Source organism: Paenibacillus senegalimassiliensis (assembly GCF_001486585.1).
Lineage (GTDB): Bacteria > Bacillota > Bacilli > Paenibacillales > Paenibacillaceae > Fontibacillus > Fontibacillus senegalimassiliensis.
The window spans coordinates 222,382-240,428 of record NZ_LN909043.1 but is presented as its reverse complement, the minus strand read 5'-3'; the positions used below and the strand labels follow the sequence as shown (position 1 = coordinate 240,428).

The window sequence follows — 18,047 nt, the reverse complement described above, 5'->3', positions numbered from 1 at the left end:
CGTTCCGGTTGCTGGATCTGATTTAAGTTGGCTTATTTCAAGAGGATCTCGTCGGCAATGAACATTTCATCCAATCGCGGCTGATATTCGATGCGATCGTTGACACCATAATTGGATTTGGTCTGGAAGAGATAAATTCTGGGACGATCCTCTGCAAGAATATTCTGAACCTCCTGCAACTGCTGCTCACGCTCCGGCTCATTCAGATTTTTTTCTGCCAATGACAGCAATTCCTCCACTCGGGGATTGTTGTAATCAATGCTGCCGACCACATTTTGCGCGCTGTTATTGCTAAGCGGGAGATAAGCATCAAACATCGAATTGCCGTTACCAAACAGATACAATTCATCGAAGCTATTCGACTTGTTCTTCTCAGAGAATTTACTCCACTCCAGAATTTCCAGGTTCACCTTGATGCCAACCTCCTCAAGGTTAGCGGCTATGGCCTGCGCAATATCCTTGTCCTTCATATAGCGGCCCGTCGGAGAGGACAAGGTCAGGGTCAACCCATCCGGGTAACCCGCTTCTGCCAGTAGCTGCTTGGCTTTCTCCGGATCATATAACGCCGCTTCGTATAGATCCGGCTGTGCTCCAAAGTTACCGGGACCTACGCCGGTGCGAGTCACTACGCCCGCTCCCTCCACAATGCCATCGACCAGCGCTTGCTTGTCTATAGCCAAATCAATGGCTTCGCGTACCTTAGGATCGGCCGTCACTCTCCCCTCGGTATGCCGCACAATCAAATTCATAACGCGTTGACTAGCAAATTGAATCGTGTGCGTAGTGTCATTTGACTCAATGCGCTCCATATCCTCCGGTGGAATATTCATTGCGATATCCACATTTCCGGTTAATACCTCGGCTACCCTTGTCGAGTCCTCCGGGATGGCCCGGAACACCAGCTTGTCCCACTTCGGTTCATCCCCGTAATAATCGCTGTTCTTAACCAGTTCAATCCGGTCATCCCTGATCCAATTGCTGAATTTGTAAGGACCTGTACCAATCGGATTTTTCAAGAAATAATCAAACCCATTCTCTTCAATATATTTCGATGGCAGCACTCCCGAGCCAAGGCGAGACAAGCGGTTAAGCAAGATCGGGTCCGGCACGGACGTAACGATATCCACGGTATGATCATCTATGATATTCACAGATTCAATCAATTTATAGGCACTGTTATCGACGAGTGTCTTGTCTGCCCTCACCCGGTCAAGCGTGTACTTGACGTCAGCGGAGGTAAAAGGATCGCCGTTGTGAAATTTCACATCATCGCGAAGCTGAAAACGCCAGGTGAGGTCGTCCAGCTTCTCCCAGGAAAGCGCAAGCCCCGGTACCCGGTTCATATCCTTATCCTTCTTCACCAGGTATTCGAACAAATTAATATGGACAGCTTCCGTAGGCGTGTTGCTATGGTTGTGAATATCAAAACCCATAATGTCATTGCCTTGGGCAATAGTCAGAGTCTTCTCCCCCGCAGGCTCGCCGTTTGTCGAGTTGCTTCCGCCAGGCGCCGCCCCGCTTCCCGCTTCCTTCCCGCCGCATCCGGCCAGGATCAGCGTAAGTATAAGTACGACAGCATTGGCCTTTATGAAAAACTTCATCTCCATATCCCCTTTGAACTGTATTAGGCTATCTCCGGTAACGCTTTGCCCTGTCCCGGAACTATACTGAACATCTTAATATATTATTTCCGATATGTATAATAGGATTTAATAAACTGACAATTCAATAAAAGTAAACTATTGATTTCATTTTTCCAATTATACTTCTGGGAAATAATCAACTACTATCACATTACGGGCGTTGGCTTTAGATTGCTAGATATCAAAATGAGAAGGCGACAGGAGGTGAAAGCAATGACATCCAGGCCAAAAATAATCGTGTGGGGCAAGCAGAATTGTCCCTATTGCAGCCAGGTCAAGGCCTATCTGCAAGCTCATGGCTATTCTTATGAGAACATTGATGTGGAGGGGCATGATATACTGCGTGATGTGCTTGAACTGAAATATGGGATTCGTACCGTTCCAGTCACTGAAGTCAGTCGATCTGGACAATACGCGGCCGTATTTGGAGCAGATCTGGAAGGATTGGAATCGCTGCTGCACGCCTGAGCCGTTTATGCCTGACAGGAAAGAGCCGCCTCTGAACAGGGGCGGCTTTTTATTCCAAATCATCTTATATCCCTACATTTCCAACTTGTTTTATATGAATTAAGCGTGCTATAATAGCATTTATTTTCTGGAGTAGTCAAGCGCAGAGCGAAGGGATGGGGAAGCTGGTATGGAAATTCGTATGATTAAAACCTTTGAAACCATTGTCAAACAGGGGAGTTTTCAGAAGGCCGCCGAAGCGCTACAGTATTCACAACCGACCATTACGACACATATCAAGAAGCTGGAATCCGAGTTAGGCGTTGAACTATTCACCCGGGGCAAGAAAATAAAGCTGACCGAGGTCGGCCAGTTGTTCTATGCCCGGTCCATCGGATTGCTGAAGGAATATGAAGGACTGAACCATTTAATAGAGGATTACCATGACGGAGAAGCCGGGCACGTCAGAATTGGGGGCTCTGAGCCTTGGGTTAGTCAGTTTATGCCGTCTGTGCTATATGCCTTTATGGAGAAGTACCCCAAGGTACATGTCAGTATCATTAATGACAATATTGAGAAGCTAAATCAAATGCTGGCGGAGGACGAGATCGATTTTGCCCTGGGTACGGAACCTTATCCAAATGGCAAAACAGAATTTGAAGGCTTGCGCAGAGAGCCCCTGGCTTTGCTCGTACCCTCTGGTCACCGTCTGGCGGCTAAGCCGCAAATCTTCACCAGCGACCTACACAACGAACGCTTCCTGATTACGATGGGCAATTGCCCCTTCCGTATCAAGGTGGAATCGATCTTCGCCGAGAAGCTACCACAAAATCAACAGCGTACCATCGAGGTATCCAGCATCACGACGCTGAAATATTACGTTCAGGCTAACCTGGGAATTGCGCTGGTACCTAGCATGTCGATGTCCCCGCAAATTCCCTCGATCATCATCAGACATATCGCTGACCTGGATATTGATTTTCAGATTGGGATACTTAAGAAAACCAGCACCTGCTATCAAAGTCCTTCTATACTAAGACTGATCGATGAGGTTCGGCAGTCGCTGCTGAAGCCGGTGAAGATGGACAGGTAAACGCACGAGCATATCAGGTGCATTTACCTGTTCAGAAGTCAATCATCGCCAGGCCTTGGTCCGTATCCAGTAATTCAAAGTGGTTCTTGGCAAATCGAATGAGTCCATCCTCCGCCATACGCTGCAGTTCCCGGGATAACGCGCTACGGTCCACGTTCAGGTAATCCGCCAAATCGCTGCGAGAGAACGGAATGTCGAAGACAAGCGCATTGCTCTTCTTGGCTTGCAGACTGAGGTAACGCAAGATTCGATCCCGCAGCGATTTGTGGGAGACGATGTCCAGCTTATGATACATGGAACGGTTATTCTCCAGCAGTAAAGCCATCATATTCTCAATAATACGCCCCCGTAGCTTACAGGTTTGCAGTCCGGGGCGCACAATCTTGTGAATTCGGATAAATAAGATTCTGCATGCAGCGCCAGCTACCGCCTCATACCCGCTGTACTCGCGCGTCGTTCTCAGTGCAGTCTCTCCCAGAATATCGCCCGCTTCCAGTTCCGAGAAGATCAGGCGCATGCCCGAGATGTTCTCCTTGCATAGTAGCACCTGTCCGCTCAAGATAATTCCCACCGCATCCAGTACCTCATCCGAGCGGAAGATCATTTCCTTTTTGCCATATTCCTTAACAGTGCCCTCCAGACAATTCACGGCAATCAGCACTTCATTCCCCGTAAACCCTCTGAACAAGGCCGTCTTGCCAATAATATTCAACTCCTGCTGCATCCCTGTTCACCTCCTGTTGCATCCCTGTTCACCTCCTGTTGCCATGGCAACAGAATTATGCTGCCACTTCTGCTACAATTCACTAAATGAGAACGATTCTCAATATATCTTATTATAACAGATGAAGGCCAGCCTTCAATAGCAGCAGGGAGGAAAAGCATGAACAAACTACCAACCCATACGGTGTTCGATCTGAAGGAATTCATAGATATCAAGCCGGGGCGGATTGCGAGCCGCAGCTTGTCACTGCCTAACTTCTCTTCATCTACCGCTCAAGAAAGCGTGCTCTATGCCATGGGTCAGGAGGAAACGATCAGCTCGGAGACCTCTCCCCTGACCCGACTCGTCCATGTGTTGGAAGGAGCACTGGACATGGTGGTCGAACAACAGGCCTGCCACTTGCGGGCCGGAGATTCACTTGTTATTCCTGCGGGCACCTGGCATGAATTCGCTGCACCCACAGGCTGCAAATTTTTACAAATCTCATATTGAACTAGGAGGCAAACCCTATGCAACAAGGTCAATTTATCAAGAAGCTCCCCGTAGCCGAAGTCATCGATTTGAAGACTATCATTTCCGTGGAAGAACAGCAGGTTTCGAGCCTGACACTGGTACAGCGTCCCGACCTGGCCATGACGCTCTTATCTCTGGACCAGGGAACTTCAATTGGGGGACATTCCTCGCCCGGCGATGCTATGGTCCAAATCCTGTCCGGACAATCTGAAATCACCATCGGTGACGAGAAGTACACGGTGCGCGCCGGTGAAACCATCGTTATGCCCGCTAATGTACCGCATGCCCTCTACGCAACAGAGGCTTTCCAAATGCTGCTTGTGGTCGTCAAGCCCAATTCCTAAAGGAGGAGCCTACGTATGAAAAGAGAAGTCGGCCATAATTTTCTCGCCAAATTAGGCAAGAAGCGTCTTCGTCCAGGGGGGGTAGTCGCTACCGATTGGTTGATCCGGCACGCCGGGATCACCAAGGACAGCCATGTGCTGGAGGTTGCCTGCAATATGTGTACGACGTCCATTCAGCTAGCCAAGCAGTACCAATGCCATATCACAGGCATCGATATGGATGCCAAGGCCTTGACGAAGGCGAGACAAAATATCAAGAATGCCAAGCTGGAAGAGTACATTCAAGTACAGCAGGCCAATGCGATGAAGCTGCCCTTTGCCGATGCCAGCTTCGATGTGGTCATCAATGAAGCAATGCTGACCATGTTAAATACCGCAGCCAAAGAGAAGGCGGTTCGCGAATATTACCGGGTGCTGAGGCCAGGTGGTGTGCTGCTGACGCATGATATCACTTTTACTAAGGAGCATATGCATGAGCTGCTAGCTGAGCTGCGTGAGACCATCCATGTTCAAGTAGAGCCGTTGCCTGTACCAAGATGGGAAGAACTGTTCTACGGGGTCGGCTTTGCCAAGGTGGCTCACGAATCAGGGGATATGTCGCTCATGAAGCTGAGCGGGCTGATTCGGGACGAGGGAATTTGGGGGACGTTGCGTATCTTGAAGAACGGCTTGAAGAAAGAGAATTTCCCTCAATTCAAGAAGATGTATTCCTTCTTCAATACCTCGGGTAAGGACCTTCAGTATATTGCCGTATGCAGCCGTAAGCCTGACTGATCTGCCTACTTACAATACTGCTAACTACAAAAGGACCGAAAGGATAATGGCGAGGATTGCCCTGCGCCCCAACGAGAACGTTCGCTCAAGGATCTCGATTTAATGAAGGTACGAGCCGATATTCTGGAGCAACTCTGCTTGGTATAATACAAATCAAAAAACCCCCCTCATCAAGATAAAGCCCGCTCATCGTCGTGGCGAATTTTACCTGATAGGGAGGTTTTATTTGATTTAGTCAGTCATGCCGAAAATCGTTCCGTTTACCAGCTCGCCTTCTTCACTCCGGGAATTTTCCCTTGATGGGCAAGCTCACGGAAGACGATCCGGGATACCTTGAACTTACTCAGGTAGCCGTGGGGACGGCCTGAAACTCCGCAACGATTATGCAAGCGTGTAGGAGAGGAGTCCCGGGGAAGTTTTTGCAGGGCAGCATAATCCCCCTTTTCCTTTAACTCCCGGCGTTTCTCCAGGTATTTTTCTACTAGGGCCTGCCGTTTCAGCTCTTTTACAACCTTTGATTTCTTAGCCATGTTCCATCCTCCTCTTAGTCGTTTACTTACGGGCACATTCGCCGCATATTCCGTGGATTTCAAATTTGTGAGACACAATTTCAAAGGCTTCCGGTGCAGAAATACCGCTGTCGACCGGGCAAAAATCCAGCGGATACGTTCTGTCGCACTTGAGACATATGAAATGATGGTGATGATGTTCCGGGCCGCAGCGTAGCTTGAAGCGAACTCCTTCGGGGAAGTCAAATTGCTCGATCAGATCGATCTGCACCAGCAAACGCAGGTTGCGATACACGGTATCGAAGCTTACTCCCGGAATATACTCGGAAATGTAAGTATGAACCTGGCGTGGCAGCACAAAGCCGGTGGAAATGGAGAACAGATCAGCAATGAATCGGCGCTGTGCTGTGATGCGAAGACCCTTATCCGTCATTGCTTGCACCATACGATCTCGCTTACTTTCCATCTACTCCATCTCCTTATCGGCGTTGATGCTTTGGTCCAGTTCAGGCTATTCGTTTAGCGCGGCCTTCAGGGCTTCCAGGTTCTGCCGCATCAGTGCCAGGTAGTCGTGCTGCTTGCTGATGTCTTCTTCCGTTAACCCTTCAATCGGGTTAAGGACGGCCGACTTGGCTCCAATCTCGGAGGCAATCGTATCGGCCACGCTGGAGGACACCAAGGTCTCAAAGAAGATCGTCTTGACGTTATGCTCCTTGGCAAAATCCACAATCTCCGCCATCTGGGAAGCCGACGGCTCCTGCTCCGGTGATAGTCCGGCAATCGGAACCTGCGTTAATCCATACTGCTTGGCCAGATAGCCAAATGCGGCATGCTGTGTAATAAAGTCCTTGCGCTGCGAATCCTTCAATTCATCGGTAAACTCTTGATCCAAGGCCTCCAGCTTGGCTACATAAGCATCGGCATTGGCCTTGAATGCATCCTTGTGCTCAGGTGCAGCTTCCGCCAGGCCCTTCTCAATATTGCGAACTTCCTGAATGGCTAAAGCCGGGGATAACCACACATGCGGGTCCAATCCCCCATGGTCGTGGTCATGCTCGTCATGCGCATGCTCATCTTCCTCATGCGCATGCTCACCTTCCTCATGCGCATGCTCACCTTCCTCATGCGCATGCTCACCTTCCTCATGCGCATGCTCACCTTCTTCATGCGCATGCTCACCTTCTTCATGCGCATGCTCGCCTTCTTCATGCGCATGCTCACCTTCTTCATGCGCATGCTCGCCTTCTTCATGCGCATGCTCACCTTCTTCATGCGCATGCTCATCATGATCATGGCTGTGGCCTTCGCCCTCCATAATCTCCAATCCTTGGCTGGCCTCGATCGCAATCAGATCCGTATCTGTCACACTATCCAGCACTTGCTCGATCCAGCCCTCCATGCCTGCCCCGTTGTAGACAAGGACATCCGCTTCCGTAATCTTGGCCATATCCTGCGGCGTTGGCTCCCAATCATGGGGTTCCACTCCGGCAGGTACCAGATTCTCTACTTCAGCCAAATCGCCTGCAACTTGACGGGTAAATTCGTACATCGGATAAAAGCTCGTTTTCACCAGCAACTTCTCGGCACTGGATGGAGCAGGCGTTGACTGATTGCCTTCTGCTCCTGTATTAGTGGCCTGATTGCCATTTGAGCCGCAGCCGGCAACGACCAGCATAGCGGCTAAGGATAATGCGGCCAAACTATGACTCCAAGATTTCATGTTTTATGGACTCCTTTGTTTTTAGAGGTTGTTTAATGAGTTTCCCGGCTCCCCGGCGATTCTTGTACCGCATGACTCTCTGACATAAAATGGTGACCAGCAGGAACACAAGTAAGATAAGTGCAATCGTCCCGCCGGACGGGGTGTCCAGCACGTACGAGACGGTCAGACCGGAGAATACCCCCGTCAGGCCGACCGCTATGGATATCATTACTGCCGACAGAAAACCGCCCGCAACCCGCAGTGCTAGTGAAGCTGGCAACACGATCAGGGCCGACACCAGCAGTACACCGACCACCGGCATTGCAGCCGCTACCGTCATGCCCGTTAACACCGCGAAGGAGAAGGAGAGCAGCTTCACGCGCACCCCTGAAATTGCGGCTGTCTCTTCATCAAAGGTTAGCTGGTAGAGCGGGCGACGCAGACAAATGAAGTAAATCAAGCCGATCAGCGCCACAACAGCAATCAGCCTCAATTGAGTGTCACTGACCGCTACGATGGAACCGAATAAATAGGAGCTAAAGCTTTTGCTCAAATTTTGCTGTAAGCCCATCAATACCACCGCCAGCGCCAAACCGGATGTCATAATGATCGCCACCGGCAGCTCGCTATATGTACGATAGGAGCGACGAAGCTGTTCAATCACAAGCCCTCCAGCCACGGCCACCGCAAAGCCGCTAAGAGCAGGATTAAGATGAAGGACTGAGCCCAGAGCCACCCCCGCAAGGGAGACGTGGGAAAGCGTATCTGCCATCAGCGCCTGACGACGAAGCATCAGATATACGCCCAGCAGAGGGGCAATGATCCCGATCAGTCCTCCTGCCCAAAAGGCTCGTTGCATAAATTCGTAACCGAACATTGCCATCCTTCATCTTCCTTCCGCTCCAGACTAATCAAGGTGTCGAGATATGGGCTTGCCTCTTCCAGCGCGTGCGTCACCATAATTACGGTCCGCCCTCGCTGATCTACATCTTCACGCAGCAAGGCATACAGCTTGGCCCGGCTCGCCGCATCCATCCCTGTCCCCGGTTCATCCAGAACCAGCACTTGTGGCTCCTGGGCCAAGGCACGGGCAAGGCATACCCGCTGCTTCTGCCCACCGGACAATTCCCCGATCTTGCGGTCCCGTAGCTCCCATATATCCAGTTGCTTCAGGGAGCGTTCTACGATGTGTTCCTGCTCCTTCCCGAAGCGCCGGAACCAGCCCAGCTTGGCATAACACCCCGACCGCACAAGCTCGCTAACCTTGCTGGGGAAGCCGGCATTGAAGGAGGATACCTGCTGTGGTACATAAGCTACCGCCAGCTTCCCCCCATGCTGACTATCTCCGTTAAACTGAACGGAGCCGCTCCAAGGCTTCAGCAATCCCAGCATCAACTTAAGCAGCGTCGACTTGGCCGCGCCGTTGGGACCAGCGATTCCAATGAGTTGTCCTGCTTGGATATCGAGCGACAAATTCTCAATCACCGGCTCGCTCCCGTATCCAAACACCACCTCACGCATCGAGGACAATATCATATGACCATCTTCCTTTAACCGTAATTATTACGCATTCACTGCATTATATTATCGTAATAATTACGATTTGTAAAGATGCTTCATTTTCCAGCTCTAATCACGTGGCCATGGCAATGGATTATTGAACTTGGTCCAGTCCTCCTGCATTTCGGCTTCGGTTAACAAGCAACGGCCAAGTCTGGCTTCAATATCAGATCGATCCATCTGAACGCCAATGAACACAAGCTCTGTCATCCGGTCTCCCCACCTTTCATCCCAACGCTCTCGAACCTCCGGCTCCTCGGCCAGCACCTCACGCTGCTGCTCCTCCGGCATCGCTGCCAGCCAATAACCAGCCGGACCGAATTGAATGGATGGACCGGCTTGACTCAAGGTTGCAGCCATATCGCCGCGAGCGGCAATCCATGCTAATCCCTTGGCCCGTACGACTTCCTCCGGCCAATTGCTGAAGAAATAACTTAACCGCTGCGGGTGGAAGGGAATTCTGCTACGGTACACGAATGAACCGATGCCGTATTCCTCCGTTTCCGGTGTATGCTCGTCCTTACCAAGCTCCGAAATCCAGCCCGAGGACATGCTCGTCTTCTCAAAATCAAACAACCCCGTATTCAAAATTTCCTTCGGATCTATTACTCCGTTGACCGTACGAACCAGTTTGGCGGTGGGCTGAAGCTTTCGGAGTACCGCCTCCAGCTTGACCAGCTCATCTTCGGCAACCAGATCGCATTTATTGAGCAGCAGAACATCGCAAGTCTCAATCTGGTCAATCAGCAGGTCTACAATATCGCGATAATCCACATCAGAGACAGCTTGACTCCGATCCAGCAGGCTTTCTCCTGAGGCAAAATCATGCCAGAAGCGGTTCGCATCTACAACGGTCACCATGGTATCCAACCGCGCTAGGGAGGTTAAATCAATATCCAGGTCCGGGTTGGCATAGGTGAAGGTTTGGGCCACAGGAACAGGCTCGCTGATACCTGAGGACTCGATTAAAATGTAATCAAACCGGCCCTCCGCCGCCAGCTTCTGCACCTCAATCAGTAAATCATCACGCAATGTGCAACAGATACAGCCGTTGGACATCTCCACCAGCTTCTCTTCGGTTCTGGATAAGGTATTGCCCGACTTCACCAGGTTCGCATCGACGTTGACCTCGCTCATGTCGTTGACGATTACGGCCACCCGCAGTCCATCCCGGTTATGCAGGACATGATTCAGCAGCGTCGTCTTCCCGGACCCAAGGTAGCCGCTGAGCACGGTGACCGGTATTCTCTTAGTTTGTTGCGCCAGCATACGATAAGCCTCCTAGCGTGTTTCGCGGTGTAAAGTGTATTTTCTCAAACGTGGGCAATATTTGCGTAGTTCCATCCGTTCAGGGTGGGTCTTTTTATTTTTGGTCGTGGTGTAATTCCGATCCCCGGTTTCCGTGCAAGCCAGTGTAATAACAACTCTCATCAGTAAAGCATCTCCTTTTTCGTAATTTTTACGATTTAATAATATTACACGTTCATTTTCCAAGTGTCAACCTTTGGAAAGTTAAGTGTGGAAGCAGGGGAAAATCAAAAAAAGGACAGCCAAAATCGCTGTCCCTCTATTTTCTTGCCGCCGCAATATATGCTACTTCCCTCGATAGGCCACGGCATCAATTTGAACTTTAAGGCCATCAGGGCCACCTACGTGAGCAAATTCCGTGAAAATGGTTTTCCTCGCGGGATAATTCCCTTTAAATCGTTGCTTGAACACCTTTTCCATGACAGGAATATCCCACACATCTCTCAGCAGTACATCTACTTTAACTACGGAATCGAGAGATAGATTTACCTCTGCTAACCGCTCGCTCATGTTATTGAGCGCACCTTCTACTTGCTCTTCAACCGAGCCTCCAACATTGCCTACGCAGAAGCTAAGAAAGATAAAATCTCCCGCTTCCACAAAACCAGCAAAAGCATATTCTTCGTTAATTTCATGCCTAATAATGTTGCTCATTGTTATTCAACCCCTTAATGAAATTGGTTATAATGAACATTACTACACAATTATAGAACGTATGTTCCTGCATATCAAATGTCGATCTGATGAATTTTTCTCTGAAATGGATAAAAAAATGACACTCAAAATAGTCATTTTGAATGTCATTTTTATGGTCCTACCCATCAATTTCGTTTAAACCCCCAACCAACGCTTAAACATATGCTTGGTCGTAGCCTTGTTCATCTCCGCAATGGAGGTTGTTAATGGAATGCCCTTCGGACAAGCCACAACGCAGTTTTGCGAATTGCCACAGCCTTCAATACCGCCATCCTCCATCAACGCATCCAGCCGTTCCTCGGCATTCATTTCACCTGTCGGATGAGCATTGAACAGACGAACCTGCGAGATGGCAGCCGGACCCATGAAGTTCGTCTTCTCGTTAACGTTAGGGCAGGCTTCCAGACAAACCCCGCAAGTCATGCACTTGGACAATTCATAAGCCCATTGCCGCTTCTTCTCCGCCATCCGGGGACCAGGCCCCAAATCGTACGTGCCATCGATGGGAATCCAGGCCTTCACCTTCTTCAGCGCATTGAACATTCGGGTACGGTCAATCACCAGGTCGCGAACGACCGGAAAGGTCCGCATGGGCTCTACCCGGATCGGCTGCTCCAATTGATCCACCAGGGCCGCACAAGCCTGACGAGGCTTGCCGTTAATGACCATGGAGCAAGCCCCACAAACCTCCTCCAGGCAATTCGATTCCCAGCAGACCGGGGCAGTCGTTTCCCCTTTTCCATTCACCGGGTTGCGCTGAATCTCCATCAATGCACTGATCACGTTCATGCCAGGACGATAGTCCAGCTCGAACTCCTCAATATAGGACTTGGACTCAGGTTCATCCTGACGCGTTATGATGAATTTAACCTTCTTCACCGTCATTTTGTTGCCGGGTACTTCCGCTTCGGCCATCGCCATGAGTGTTCCCTCCTATTTGTCCTTGGAATAATCGCGAATGCGCGGCGGAATCAGGGATACATCCACCGCCTCGTATGATATTTGCGGACCCTCCGGCGTCCAGGACGCCTTGGTCGTTCTGAGGAATTCCTCGTCATTTCGCTCCGGAAAGTCCGGCTTGTAATGAGCTCCACGACTTTCATTGCGAAGCAACGCCGAGAGTGTCATCGCTTCCGCAAGCTCCATCATGTTCCAGAGCTGACGGGTAAATGTAGCTCCGGCATTGCTCCAGCGAGACGTGTCGTTGATGTTAATTTTCCCATAGCGTTCCTTCAGCTCTTTAATTTTGCCAATGGTCGCTTCCAGCTTATCGTTATAACGCACCACCGTCATGTTGGCGGTCATCCAGTCGCCCAATTCCTTGTGCAACACGTAAGGATTCTCCGTTCCATTCATCGCCAGCAAACCCTCGTATTTGTCAGCCTGCTCCTTGCGACGACTGTCAAACACCGCCGGATTGACGTCCTCGGTCGACTTCTTCAAGCCGCGAATGTATTCGACTGCCTTTGGTCCCGCAACCATCCCACCATAAATCGCAGACACCAGCGAGTTGGCCCCCAGCCGGTTCGCTCCATGATATTGATATTCGCATTCTCCCGCCGCAAACAAGCCGGGGATGCTGGTCATCTGATTGTAGTCGACCCACATGCCACCCATGGAATAATGCACCGCCGGGAAAATTTTCATCGGAATCTTGCGCGGATCATCGCCCATAAATTTCTCGTAGATTTCGATAATGCCCCCAAGCTTGACGTCCAGTTCCTTCGGATCTTTATGGGACAGATCGAGGTACACCATGTTCTCCCCGTTGATTCCCAGCTTCATGTCAATACAGACGCTGAAGATCTCCCGGGTTGCGATATCCCGCGGTACCAGGTTGCCGTAAGCCGGATATTTCTCCTCAAGGAAATACCAAGGTTTGCCGTCCTTGTATGTCCAAATGCGTCCGCCCTCGCCCCGTGCCGATTCAGACATCAGCCGCAGCTTGTCGTCCCCCGGAATGGCCGTAGGGTGAATTTGGATAAATTCACCGTTAGCATAAGTAACGCCTTGCTGATACACTGCGCTGGCAGCCGTGCCCGTATTAATAACGGAATTCGTTGTTTTACCGAAAATAATGCCCGGACCACCGGTCGCCAGAATAACCGCATCTGCGGCGAATGTAACGATCTCCATCGAACGCAGATTTTGTGCGGAAATACCACGACATACGCCTTCATCATCGATTACCGCGGATAGAAACTCCCAATTCTCATACTTCGTCACCAGCCCGGCTGCCTCATAACGGCGTACCTGCTCATCCAGGGCATACAGTAGTTGTTGACCTGTCGTAGCTCCGGCAAAGGCTGTCCGGTGGCGCTTCGTGCCCCCAAAACGACGGAAGTCGAGCAATCCCTCCGGTGTACGGTTAAACATCACGCCCATCCGGTCCATCAGATGGATGATGCCGGGAGCAGCTTCGCACATCGCTTTGACTGGCGGTTGATTGGCCAGAAAGTCCCCGCCATAAACCGTATCGTCAAAATGCTCCCAAGGAGAATCCCCCTCCCCCTTGGTGTTCACGGCGCCATTAATACCGCCTTGCGCACAAACCGAATGGGAACGCTTCACCGGCACAAGTGAAAAGAGCTGCACCGGCACGCCCGCCTCAGCCGATTTAATCGTGGCCATCAGCCCGGCCAGGCCGCCGCCTACAACAATCAAGCTTTGTTTAGCCATCTCTATTTCAACTCCTAAACGTTTTGTAGTCCGTATAGACAGATGGTCAAGCCGGGCTGTTCTTCACGCCCTGGCCTGGCACCGTCCTGTTTCTTATCCAAGGACTTTGCTGCTTTGGGTAAACGTCCTATGCCATAAGTGCCTTGACGGTCTCCAGCAAAGCCGTGCCCCCGGCCTGAAATTCCGCATCGCGGAATGCGATCAACGACCAGATGAACATCACAGACACGATGGCGAACAAGCCCATGCAAATATAAGAAGATACACGCTGCGAACGGGGACCTACCGTTACACCCCAGCTCACCAGGAACGACCACAAACCGTTCGTAAAATGAAACGCCGCAGATACAATACCGATCAAATACAGCACGAAGAAGATAGGCTGATTTACGATATCATGCATCACGCCGCCAAGCTCCTCATGTGATACGCGACCCAGTGCCACTTGTACCCGCGTCTCGAGCACATGCCATATGACAAAGGCAAAGGCGATCACGCCAGTAATCCGCTGCAATAAGTACCGCAGGTTACGTTCCGTATTGAACCGCCCATTGTTGGGCTTGGCCTGAAAGGCAATGTACATGCCGTAAACGCCATGATAGAGAAGTGGCAACCAAATCCCGAAAATCTCCAGCAGCAATACTAGTGGCAAGCCATTCAGGAAAGCTACAGCTTCCCTAAAACCTTCACTGCCGCCCTCAACCGCCGCAAAGTTGGTAACCATGTGCTCCAGCAGGAAAGCGCCCAGCGGAATGACGCCCAGAAGCGAATGAAGTTTTCTGGAATAAAACCCTTTCATAAGTGCGTGTACCCCTTTCCTTGGTTGTGCATCTCTTTTTGGCTTGCGCATTTGTAAAATAGTTTGTAACAAAAGTAACATGTGAACAACTTGTGTCACTTTTCATGTTACTCCTTTTCATCTTATAATGGAATTGCAATATACTTATTAATTATTATAACGAATGAGCATAAGGAATCCTGTCGATTCCTGTAATGCCGCAAAAAAAGGAGGGCACCATGCTGGAGGAATTTTTGGTATTTACAACGGTGGTGGAGCAATCCAGTTTAAATAAGGCCTCTAAGGTGCTCAACATCTCGCAGCCGGCCCTATCAAGGAAGATTGTCAAGCTGGAGGAGGAATGGGGGATTGCGCTATTTCACCGGAAAGGTAAAAGGCTTGAACTGACCCGCGTTGGTCAGGAGGCCTACCTGTACGCACTGGAGCAGCGACAACGCCACCAGACCTTCCTGCAAACAGTCTCCCGCTTCAAGACGGTAGAACGCAGCGTGGTTACACTCGGCGCCAGCTTGACCACCATTCAGACCACACTTCCACCGCTCGTCACGACCTTAATGGAGAAGTTCCCCGATATTGAGCTCAAGCTAGTAACAGGCAAAACGCATGAAATCGTGTCTTATGTACGTAATAAAAAAGTAGATATCGGCGTCGTCGCCTCTTCGATCAGCGAAACGGGGCTCAAATGTCTGCCTTTGTTCCAGGACCATCTGGAACTTGTCGTTCCCAAAGATCAGGAGCTCTCCACCATCTATCAGGATCAGCGGATCACCATGGAGGACTTGAACGGACAGCCCATGATCGTCTTCTCGAAAGGCACATGGTATCGCAAGCTGATCGACGACCTGTTCGGACGCTACAGTATTATTCCGGACATACGCATGGAGATTGATTCGTTTGAAGCGATCGTGAGGCTCCTGCCCATTTGCAAGGCCGCTGCCCTGCTGCCCAAGTCTTACCTCCGCGCCTCTCTGCTGCGCGATAACGGCCTGCTGAGCATCCCCATCTCCGAATTGGAGCAGACCCGCCGGGAGACCTGCCTTGTTTACGACGACAAGTCAGAGCTTAGTCGGGACATGAAGGAATGGATTGCCCAAGTACGCCATCGCCTGGTACGGGATTTGTCATTATAAAAAAACAGCCGCTCACAGATTAACACCTGTGCAAGCGGCTGTTTCGCTAGAAGTGCGTGTTCAAAGAGTCGAACTACCTCTATGCTTCTTCATTTATCATGTTCTCAAACTGCTCCATCTTCTCGTTCCCACCAATAATGACCATGATATCCCCTTCGTACAACTGGTCCATCGCCGTCGGAGCCACCATGATGTTGCCATCCCTGTGAAGGGCCACTACACTACACGCAAACTGAGATCGCGTATTCAACTCGCCCAGGCTCTTGCCATGCATACTGGCTGGAACCTTCATTTCCACAATACTGAACTCCTTGGACAATTCAATATAATCCAGCAGATTAGGAGTGACGAGTTGGTGGGCAACCCTGATCCCCATATCCCGTTCGGGATAAATGATACGGTCTACGCCCAGCTTCTCCAGTGCTCGCCCGTGAAGCATCGAGATGGCTTTGGCTACCACGGTCTTGACCCCAAGCTCCTTGAGCAGAATCGCGGCCAGAATGCTCATTTGGATGTCATTGCCGATGGCCACAATACCGCAGTCAAAATTGCGCACTCCTAACGATTTGAGCATCTCCTCGTCAGTGGCATCAGCGGCGACGGCATGGGTCAACTGATCGCCAAGTTCCTGGACTAGTTCCTCGTTGCGGTCGATGCCCATGACCTCATAACCTAGGTCTACCAACTCCAGCGCCAAATTTGAGCCAAAGCGCCCCAGCCCGATTACTACAAACTGCTGTGTTCTCATGAAAGGTAATATCCCCTTATCCTATAATCATTTTGCCTTCGGGATGACGATAGGGTTCTTTCCCCTTCTTCGGTCCCAGTGCATAAGCAAGCGTCAACGGTCCGAGACGTCCCGCAAACATCGTAAAACTAAGGATTACCTTGCCGATGGTCGTCAACTGCTCCGTCACCCCCATGGATAAACCTACCGTACCAAAGGCGGAGGTAGCCTCGAACAAAATCGCCAGAAATCCAGCTTCTTCAGTGGCAGACAGCACAATGGCCACAGTAATAATGAAGAACAACGACATCATAGTCAATGTCACCGCCTTGAAAATCCGTTCCTGTACCATTCTGTAGCGGAACAGAACCAGGTCTGTACGTCCACGAATCATCGACAGCACCGCACCGGCCAGAATCGTGAAGGTGGTAGTCTTAATGCCGCCCCCGGTAGACCCCGGAGAAGCCCCGATAAACATCAATATTATAATGAAGAATTGCGTAGCCTGACGGAGGGCTTCGATGTCCAGCGTATGAGCTCCGGCCGTCCGCGGCGCCACCGACTGGAACAAGGCACTCCAAAGCTTGCCACCCCAATCCAGCGGCTTCAGCGTCCCCGTATTGGTGAACTCGAAGACGAAGATGATCAAGGCTCCGGATACAATCAAGGCCGCCGTCATCGACAGCACAACCTTGGAATGAAGCGACAGCTTGCGGCGGTGGCGAATGTCGAACAGGTCAGATAGAACGACAAAACCAAGTCCCCCCGATATAATCAGGAAGATGGAGACCAGGTTAATCAGCGGATCAGATACATACGACATCAAGCTTTGACTGCCTCCGAACAAATGAAAGCCCGCATTATTAAACAAAGCGATAGCATGAAATATACCGAAGTACAACGCCCGGCCAAAAGGCATATCCAGAGCCAATCTCAGAGTGAAGAGCACCGCTGCAATCGACTCAATAATCAAGGAAAAGAACAGGACCTTGCGAATCAGTCGAACGATCCCTTCCATCGAATTCTGGTTCATTGCTTCCTGAAGCAGTAGACGATCCCGCAGCGATATTTTCCGCTTGAATACCAGAGAGAACATCGTCGCTACACTCATAAAACCCAAACCGCCCACCTGAATAAGTATCAATATGACCATTTGGCCAAACGGGGAAAAATAAGTGCCCGTATCCACCACCACCAGACCGGTTACACAGGTGGCCGAGGTGGCTGTAAACAAGGCATCAATAAATGGTAAGCTTGCCTTGGAGACGCTGGAAATGGGTAGCATAAGCAACAGGGCACCCAGCATAATAATCAGGGCAAACCCCGTCACCAAAATTTGGGGCGGAGATAAATTCAATTTATGCAATCCCACCAGGCTCACCTCATCGTTGTCATTAAA

The 18,047-nt window shown here is 50.5% G+C and carries 21 protein-coding genes; 6 read left to right on the top strand and 15 right to left on the bottom strand.

Translation table 11 applies throughout. The features are described from left to right. Positions 1-32: 32 nt before the first annotated feature. Positions 33-1,601, bottom strand: coding sequence for an ABC transporter substrate-binding protein (locus BN3279_RS04865; protein ID WP_089153428.1), 1,569 nt, complete (start codon positions 1,599-1,601; stop codon positions 33-35). A 255-nt stretch (positions 1,602-1,856) separates the two neighbouring features. Here BN3279_RS04865 and BN3279_RS04860 point away from each other — a divergent pair, with 255 nt between their 5' ends. Together BN3279_RS04860 and BN3279_RS04855 are read left to right on the top strand one after the other, a co-directional pair. Beyond that, positions 1,857-2,111, top strand: a complete 255-nt coding sequence (locus tag BN3279_RS04860; protein WP_059049505.1) for a glutaredoxin family protein — start codon at positions 1,857-1,859, stop codon at positions 2,109-2,111. Positions 2,112-2,280: 169 nt separating this feature from the next. Next, a complete protein-coding gene (locus BN3279_RS04855) occupies positions 2,281-3,183 on the top strand; it encodes a LysR family transcriptional regulator (protein ID WP_059049504.1) in 903 nt (300 codons plus the stop codon). A gap of 31 nt (positions 3,184-3,214) precedes the next feature. Here BN3279_RS04855 and BN3279_RS04850 read toward each other — a convergent pair whose 3' ends face one another. Continuing rightward, on the bottom strand, positions 3,215-3,907 hold the full coding sequence (locus tag BN3279_RS04850) for a Crp/Fnr family transcriptional regulator (protein WP_059049503.1): 693 nt from the start codon (positions 3,905-3,907) through the stop codon (positions 3,215-3,217). 159 nt (positions 3,908-4,066) lie between these two features. On the opposite strand from BN3279_RS04850, the gene BN3279_RS04845 reads away from it, so the two are divergent. The 3 genes from BN3279_RS04845 to BN3279_RS04835 are packed head-to-tail and all read left to right on the top strand — an operon-like array spanning position 4,067 to position 5,538. Next, complete coding sequence (locus BN3279_RS04845; RefSeq protein ID WP_059049502.1) at positions 4,067-4,399, top strand: cupin domain-containing protein; 333 nt, start codon at positions 4,067-4,069, stop codon at positions 4,397-4,399. A 17-nt stretch (positions 4,400-4,416) separates the two neighbouring features. Next, positions 4,417-4,764, top strand: coding sequence for a cupin domain-containing protein (locus tag BN3279_RS04840; protein WP_059049501.1), 348 nt, complete (start codon positions 4,417-4,419; stop codon positions 4,762-4,764). A gap of 15 nt (positions 4,765-4,779) precedes the next feature. Next, entirely contained in the window at positions 4,780-5,538 is a 759-nt protein-coding gene (locus BN3279_RS04835) for a class I SAM-dependent methyltransferase (RefSeq protein ID WP_059049500.1), read from the top strand. A gap of 260 nt (positions 5,539-5,798) precedes the next feature. Here BN3279_RS04835 and rpsN read toward each other — a convergent pair whose 3' ends face one another. From rpsN to BN3279_RS04785, 11 genes are all read right to left on the bottom strand, one after another. Continuing rightward, positions 5,799-6,068, bottom strand: a complete 270-nt coding sequence (rpsN, locus tag BN3279_RS04830) for a 30S ribosomal protein S14 (protein ID WP_059049499.1) — start codon at positions 6,066-6,068, stop codon at positions 5,799-5,801. Positions 6,069-6,090: 22 nt separating this feature from the next. Next, positions 6,091-6,513 (bottom strand): Fur family transcriptional regulator, encoded by a 423-nt coding sequence (locus BN3279_RS04825; RefSeq protein WP_059049498.1) that lies wholly within the window; start codon positions 6,511-6,513, stop codon positions 6,091-6,093. A gap of 45 nt (positions 6,514-6,558) precedes the next feature. Continuing rightward, positions 6,559-7,767 (bottom strand): metal ABC transporter substrate-binding protein, encoded by a 1,209-nt coding sequence (locus BN3279_RS04820; RefSeq protein WP_059049497.1) that lies wholly within the window; start codon positions 7,765-7,767, stop codon positions 6,559-6,561. After that, a complete protein-coding gene (locus BN3279_RS04815; RefSeq protein WP_059049496.1) occupies positions 7,748-8,632 on the bottom strand; it encodes a metal ABC transporter permease in 885 nt (294 codons plus the stop codon). Before BN3279_RS04815 ends, BN3279_RS04820 begins: the two co-directional genes overlap by 20 nt. Beyond that, positions 8,578-9,285, bottom strand: a complete 708-nt coding sequence (locus BN3279_RS04810) for a metal ABC transporter ATP-binding protein (protein ID WP_059049495.1) — start codon at positions 9,283-9,285, stop codon at positions 8,578-8,580. Before BN3279_RS04810 ends, BN3279_RS04815 begins: the two co-directional genes overlap by 55 nt. A gap of 93 nt (positions 9,286-9,378) precedes the next feature. After that, on the bottom strand, positions 9,379-10,578 hold the full coding sequence (locus BN3279_RS04805; protein WP_059049494.1) for a GTP-binding protein: 1,200 nt from the start codon (positions 10,576-10,578) through the stop codon (positions 9,379-9,381). Positions 10,579-10,590: 12 nt separating this feature from the next. Beyond that, a complete protein-coding gene (rpmG, locus tag BN3279_RS23340) occupies positions 10,591-10,740 on the bottom strand; it encodes a 50S ribosomal protein L33 (RefSeq protein WP_082672940.1) in 150 nt (49 codons plus the stop codon). A 162-nt stretch (positions 10,741-10,902) separates the two neighbouring features. Next, positions 10,903-11,271, bottom strand: coding sequence for a RidA family protein (locus BN3279_RS04800; RefSeq protein ID WP_059049493.1), 369 nt, complete (start codon positions 11,269-11,271; stop codon positions 10,903-10,905). Positions 11,272-11,448: 177 nt separating this feature from the next. Next, the gene (gene sdhB, locus BN3279_RS04795) at positions 11,449-12,234 is read right to left on the bottom strand and encodes a succinate dehydrogenase iron-sulfur subunit (protein WP_187377738.1); all 786 of its coding nucleotides are present in this window, start codon (positions 12,232-12,234) and stop codon (positions 11,449-11,451) included. 12 nt (positions 12,235-12,246) lie between these two features. Next, entirely contained in the window at positions 12,247-13,992 is a 1,746-nt protein-coding gene (gene sdhA / locus BN3279_RS04790; protein WP_059049492.1) for a succinate dehydrogenase flavoprotein subunit, read from the bottom strand. Between the two features lie 127 nt (positions 13,993-14,119). After that, positions 14,120-14,791 carry a succinate dehydrogenase cytochrome b558 subunit gene (locus BN3279_RS04785; protein ID WP_059049491.1) on the bottom strand — a complete coding sequence of 224 codons (672 nt, stop codon included), beginning with the start codon at positions 14,789-14,791 and terminating at the stop codon, positions 14,120-14,122. A 218-nt stretch (positions 14,792-15,009) separates the two neighbouring features. On the opposite strand from BN3279_RS04785, the gene BN3279_RS04780 reads away from it, so the two are divergent. After that, positions 15,010-15,921 (top strand): LysR family transcriptional regulator, encoded by a 912-nt coding sequence (locus BN3279_RS04780; protein ID WP_059049490.1) that lies wholly within the window; start codon positions 15,010-15,012, stop codon positions 15,919-15,921. Between the two features lie 79 nt (positions 15,922-16,000). Here BN3279_RS04780 and BN3279_RS04775 read toward each other — a convergent pair whose 3' ends face one another. Together BN3279_RS04775 and BN3279_RS04770 are read right to left on the bottom strand one after the other, a co-directional pair. Then, positions 16,001-16,669, bottom strand: a complete 669-nt coding sequence (locus BN3279_RS04775) for a potassium channel family protein (protein WP_059049489.1) — start codon at positions 16,667-16,669, stop codon at positions 16,001-16,003. Positions 16,670-16,685: 16 nt separating this feature from the next. After that, entirely contained in the window at positions 16,686-18,020 is a 1,335-nt protein-coding gene (locus BN3279_RS04770) for a TrkH family potassium uptake protein (RefSeq protein ID WP_059049687.1), read from the bottom strand. Positions 18,021-18,047: the final 27 nt, after the last annotated feature.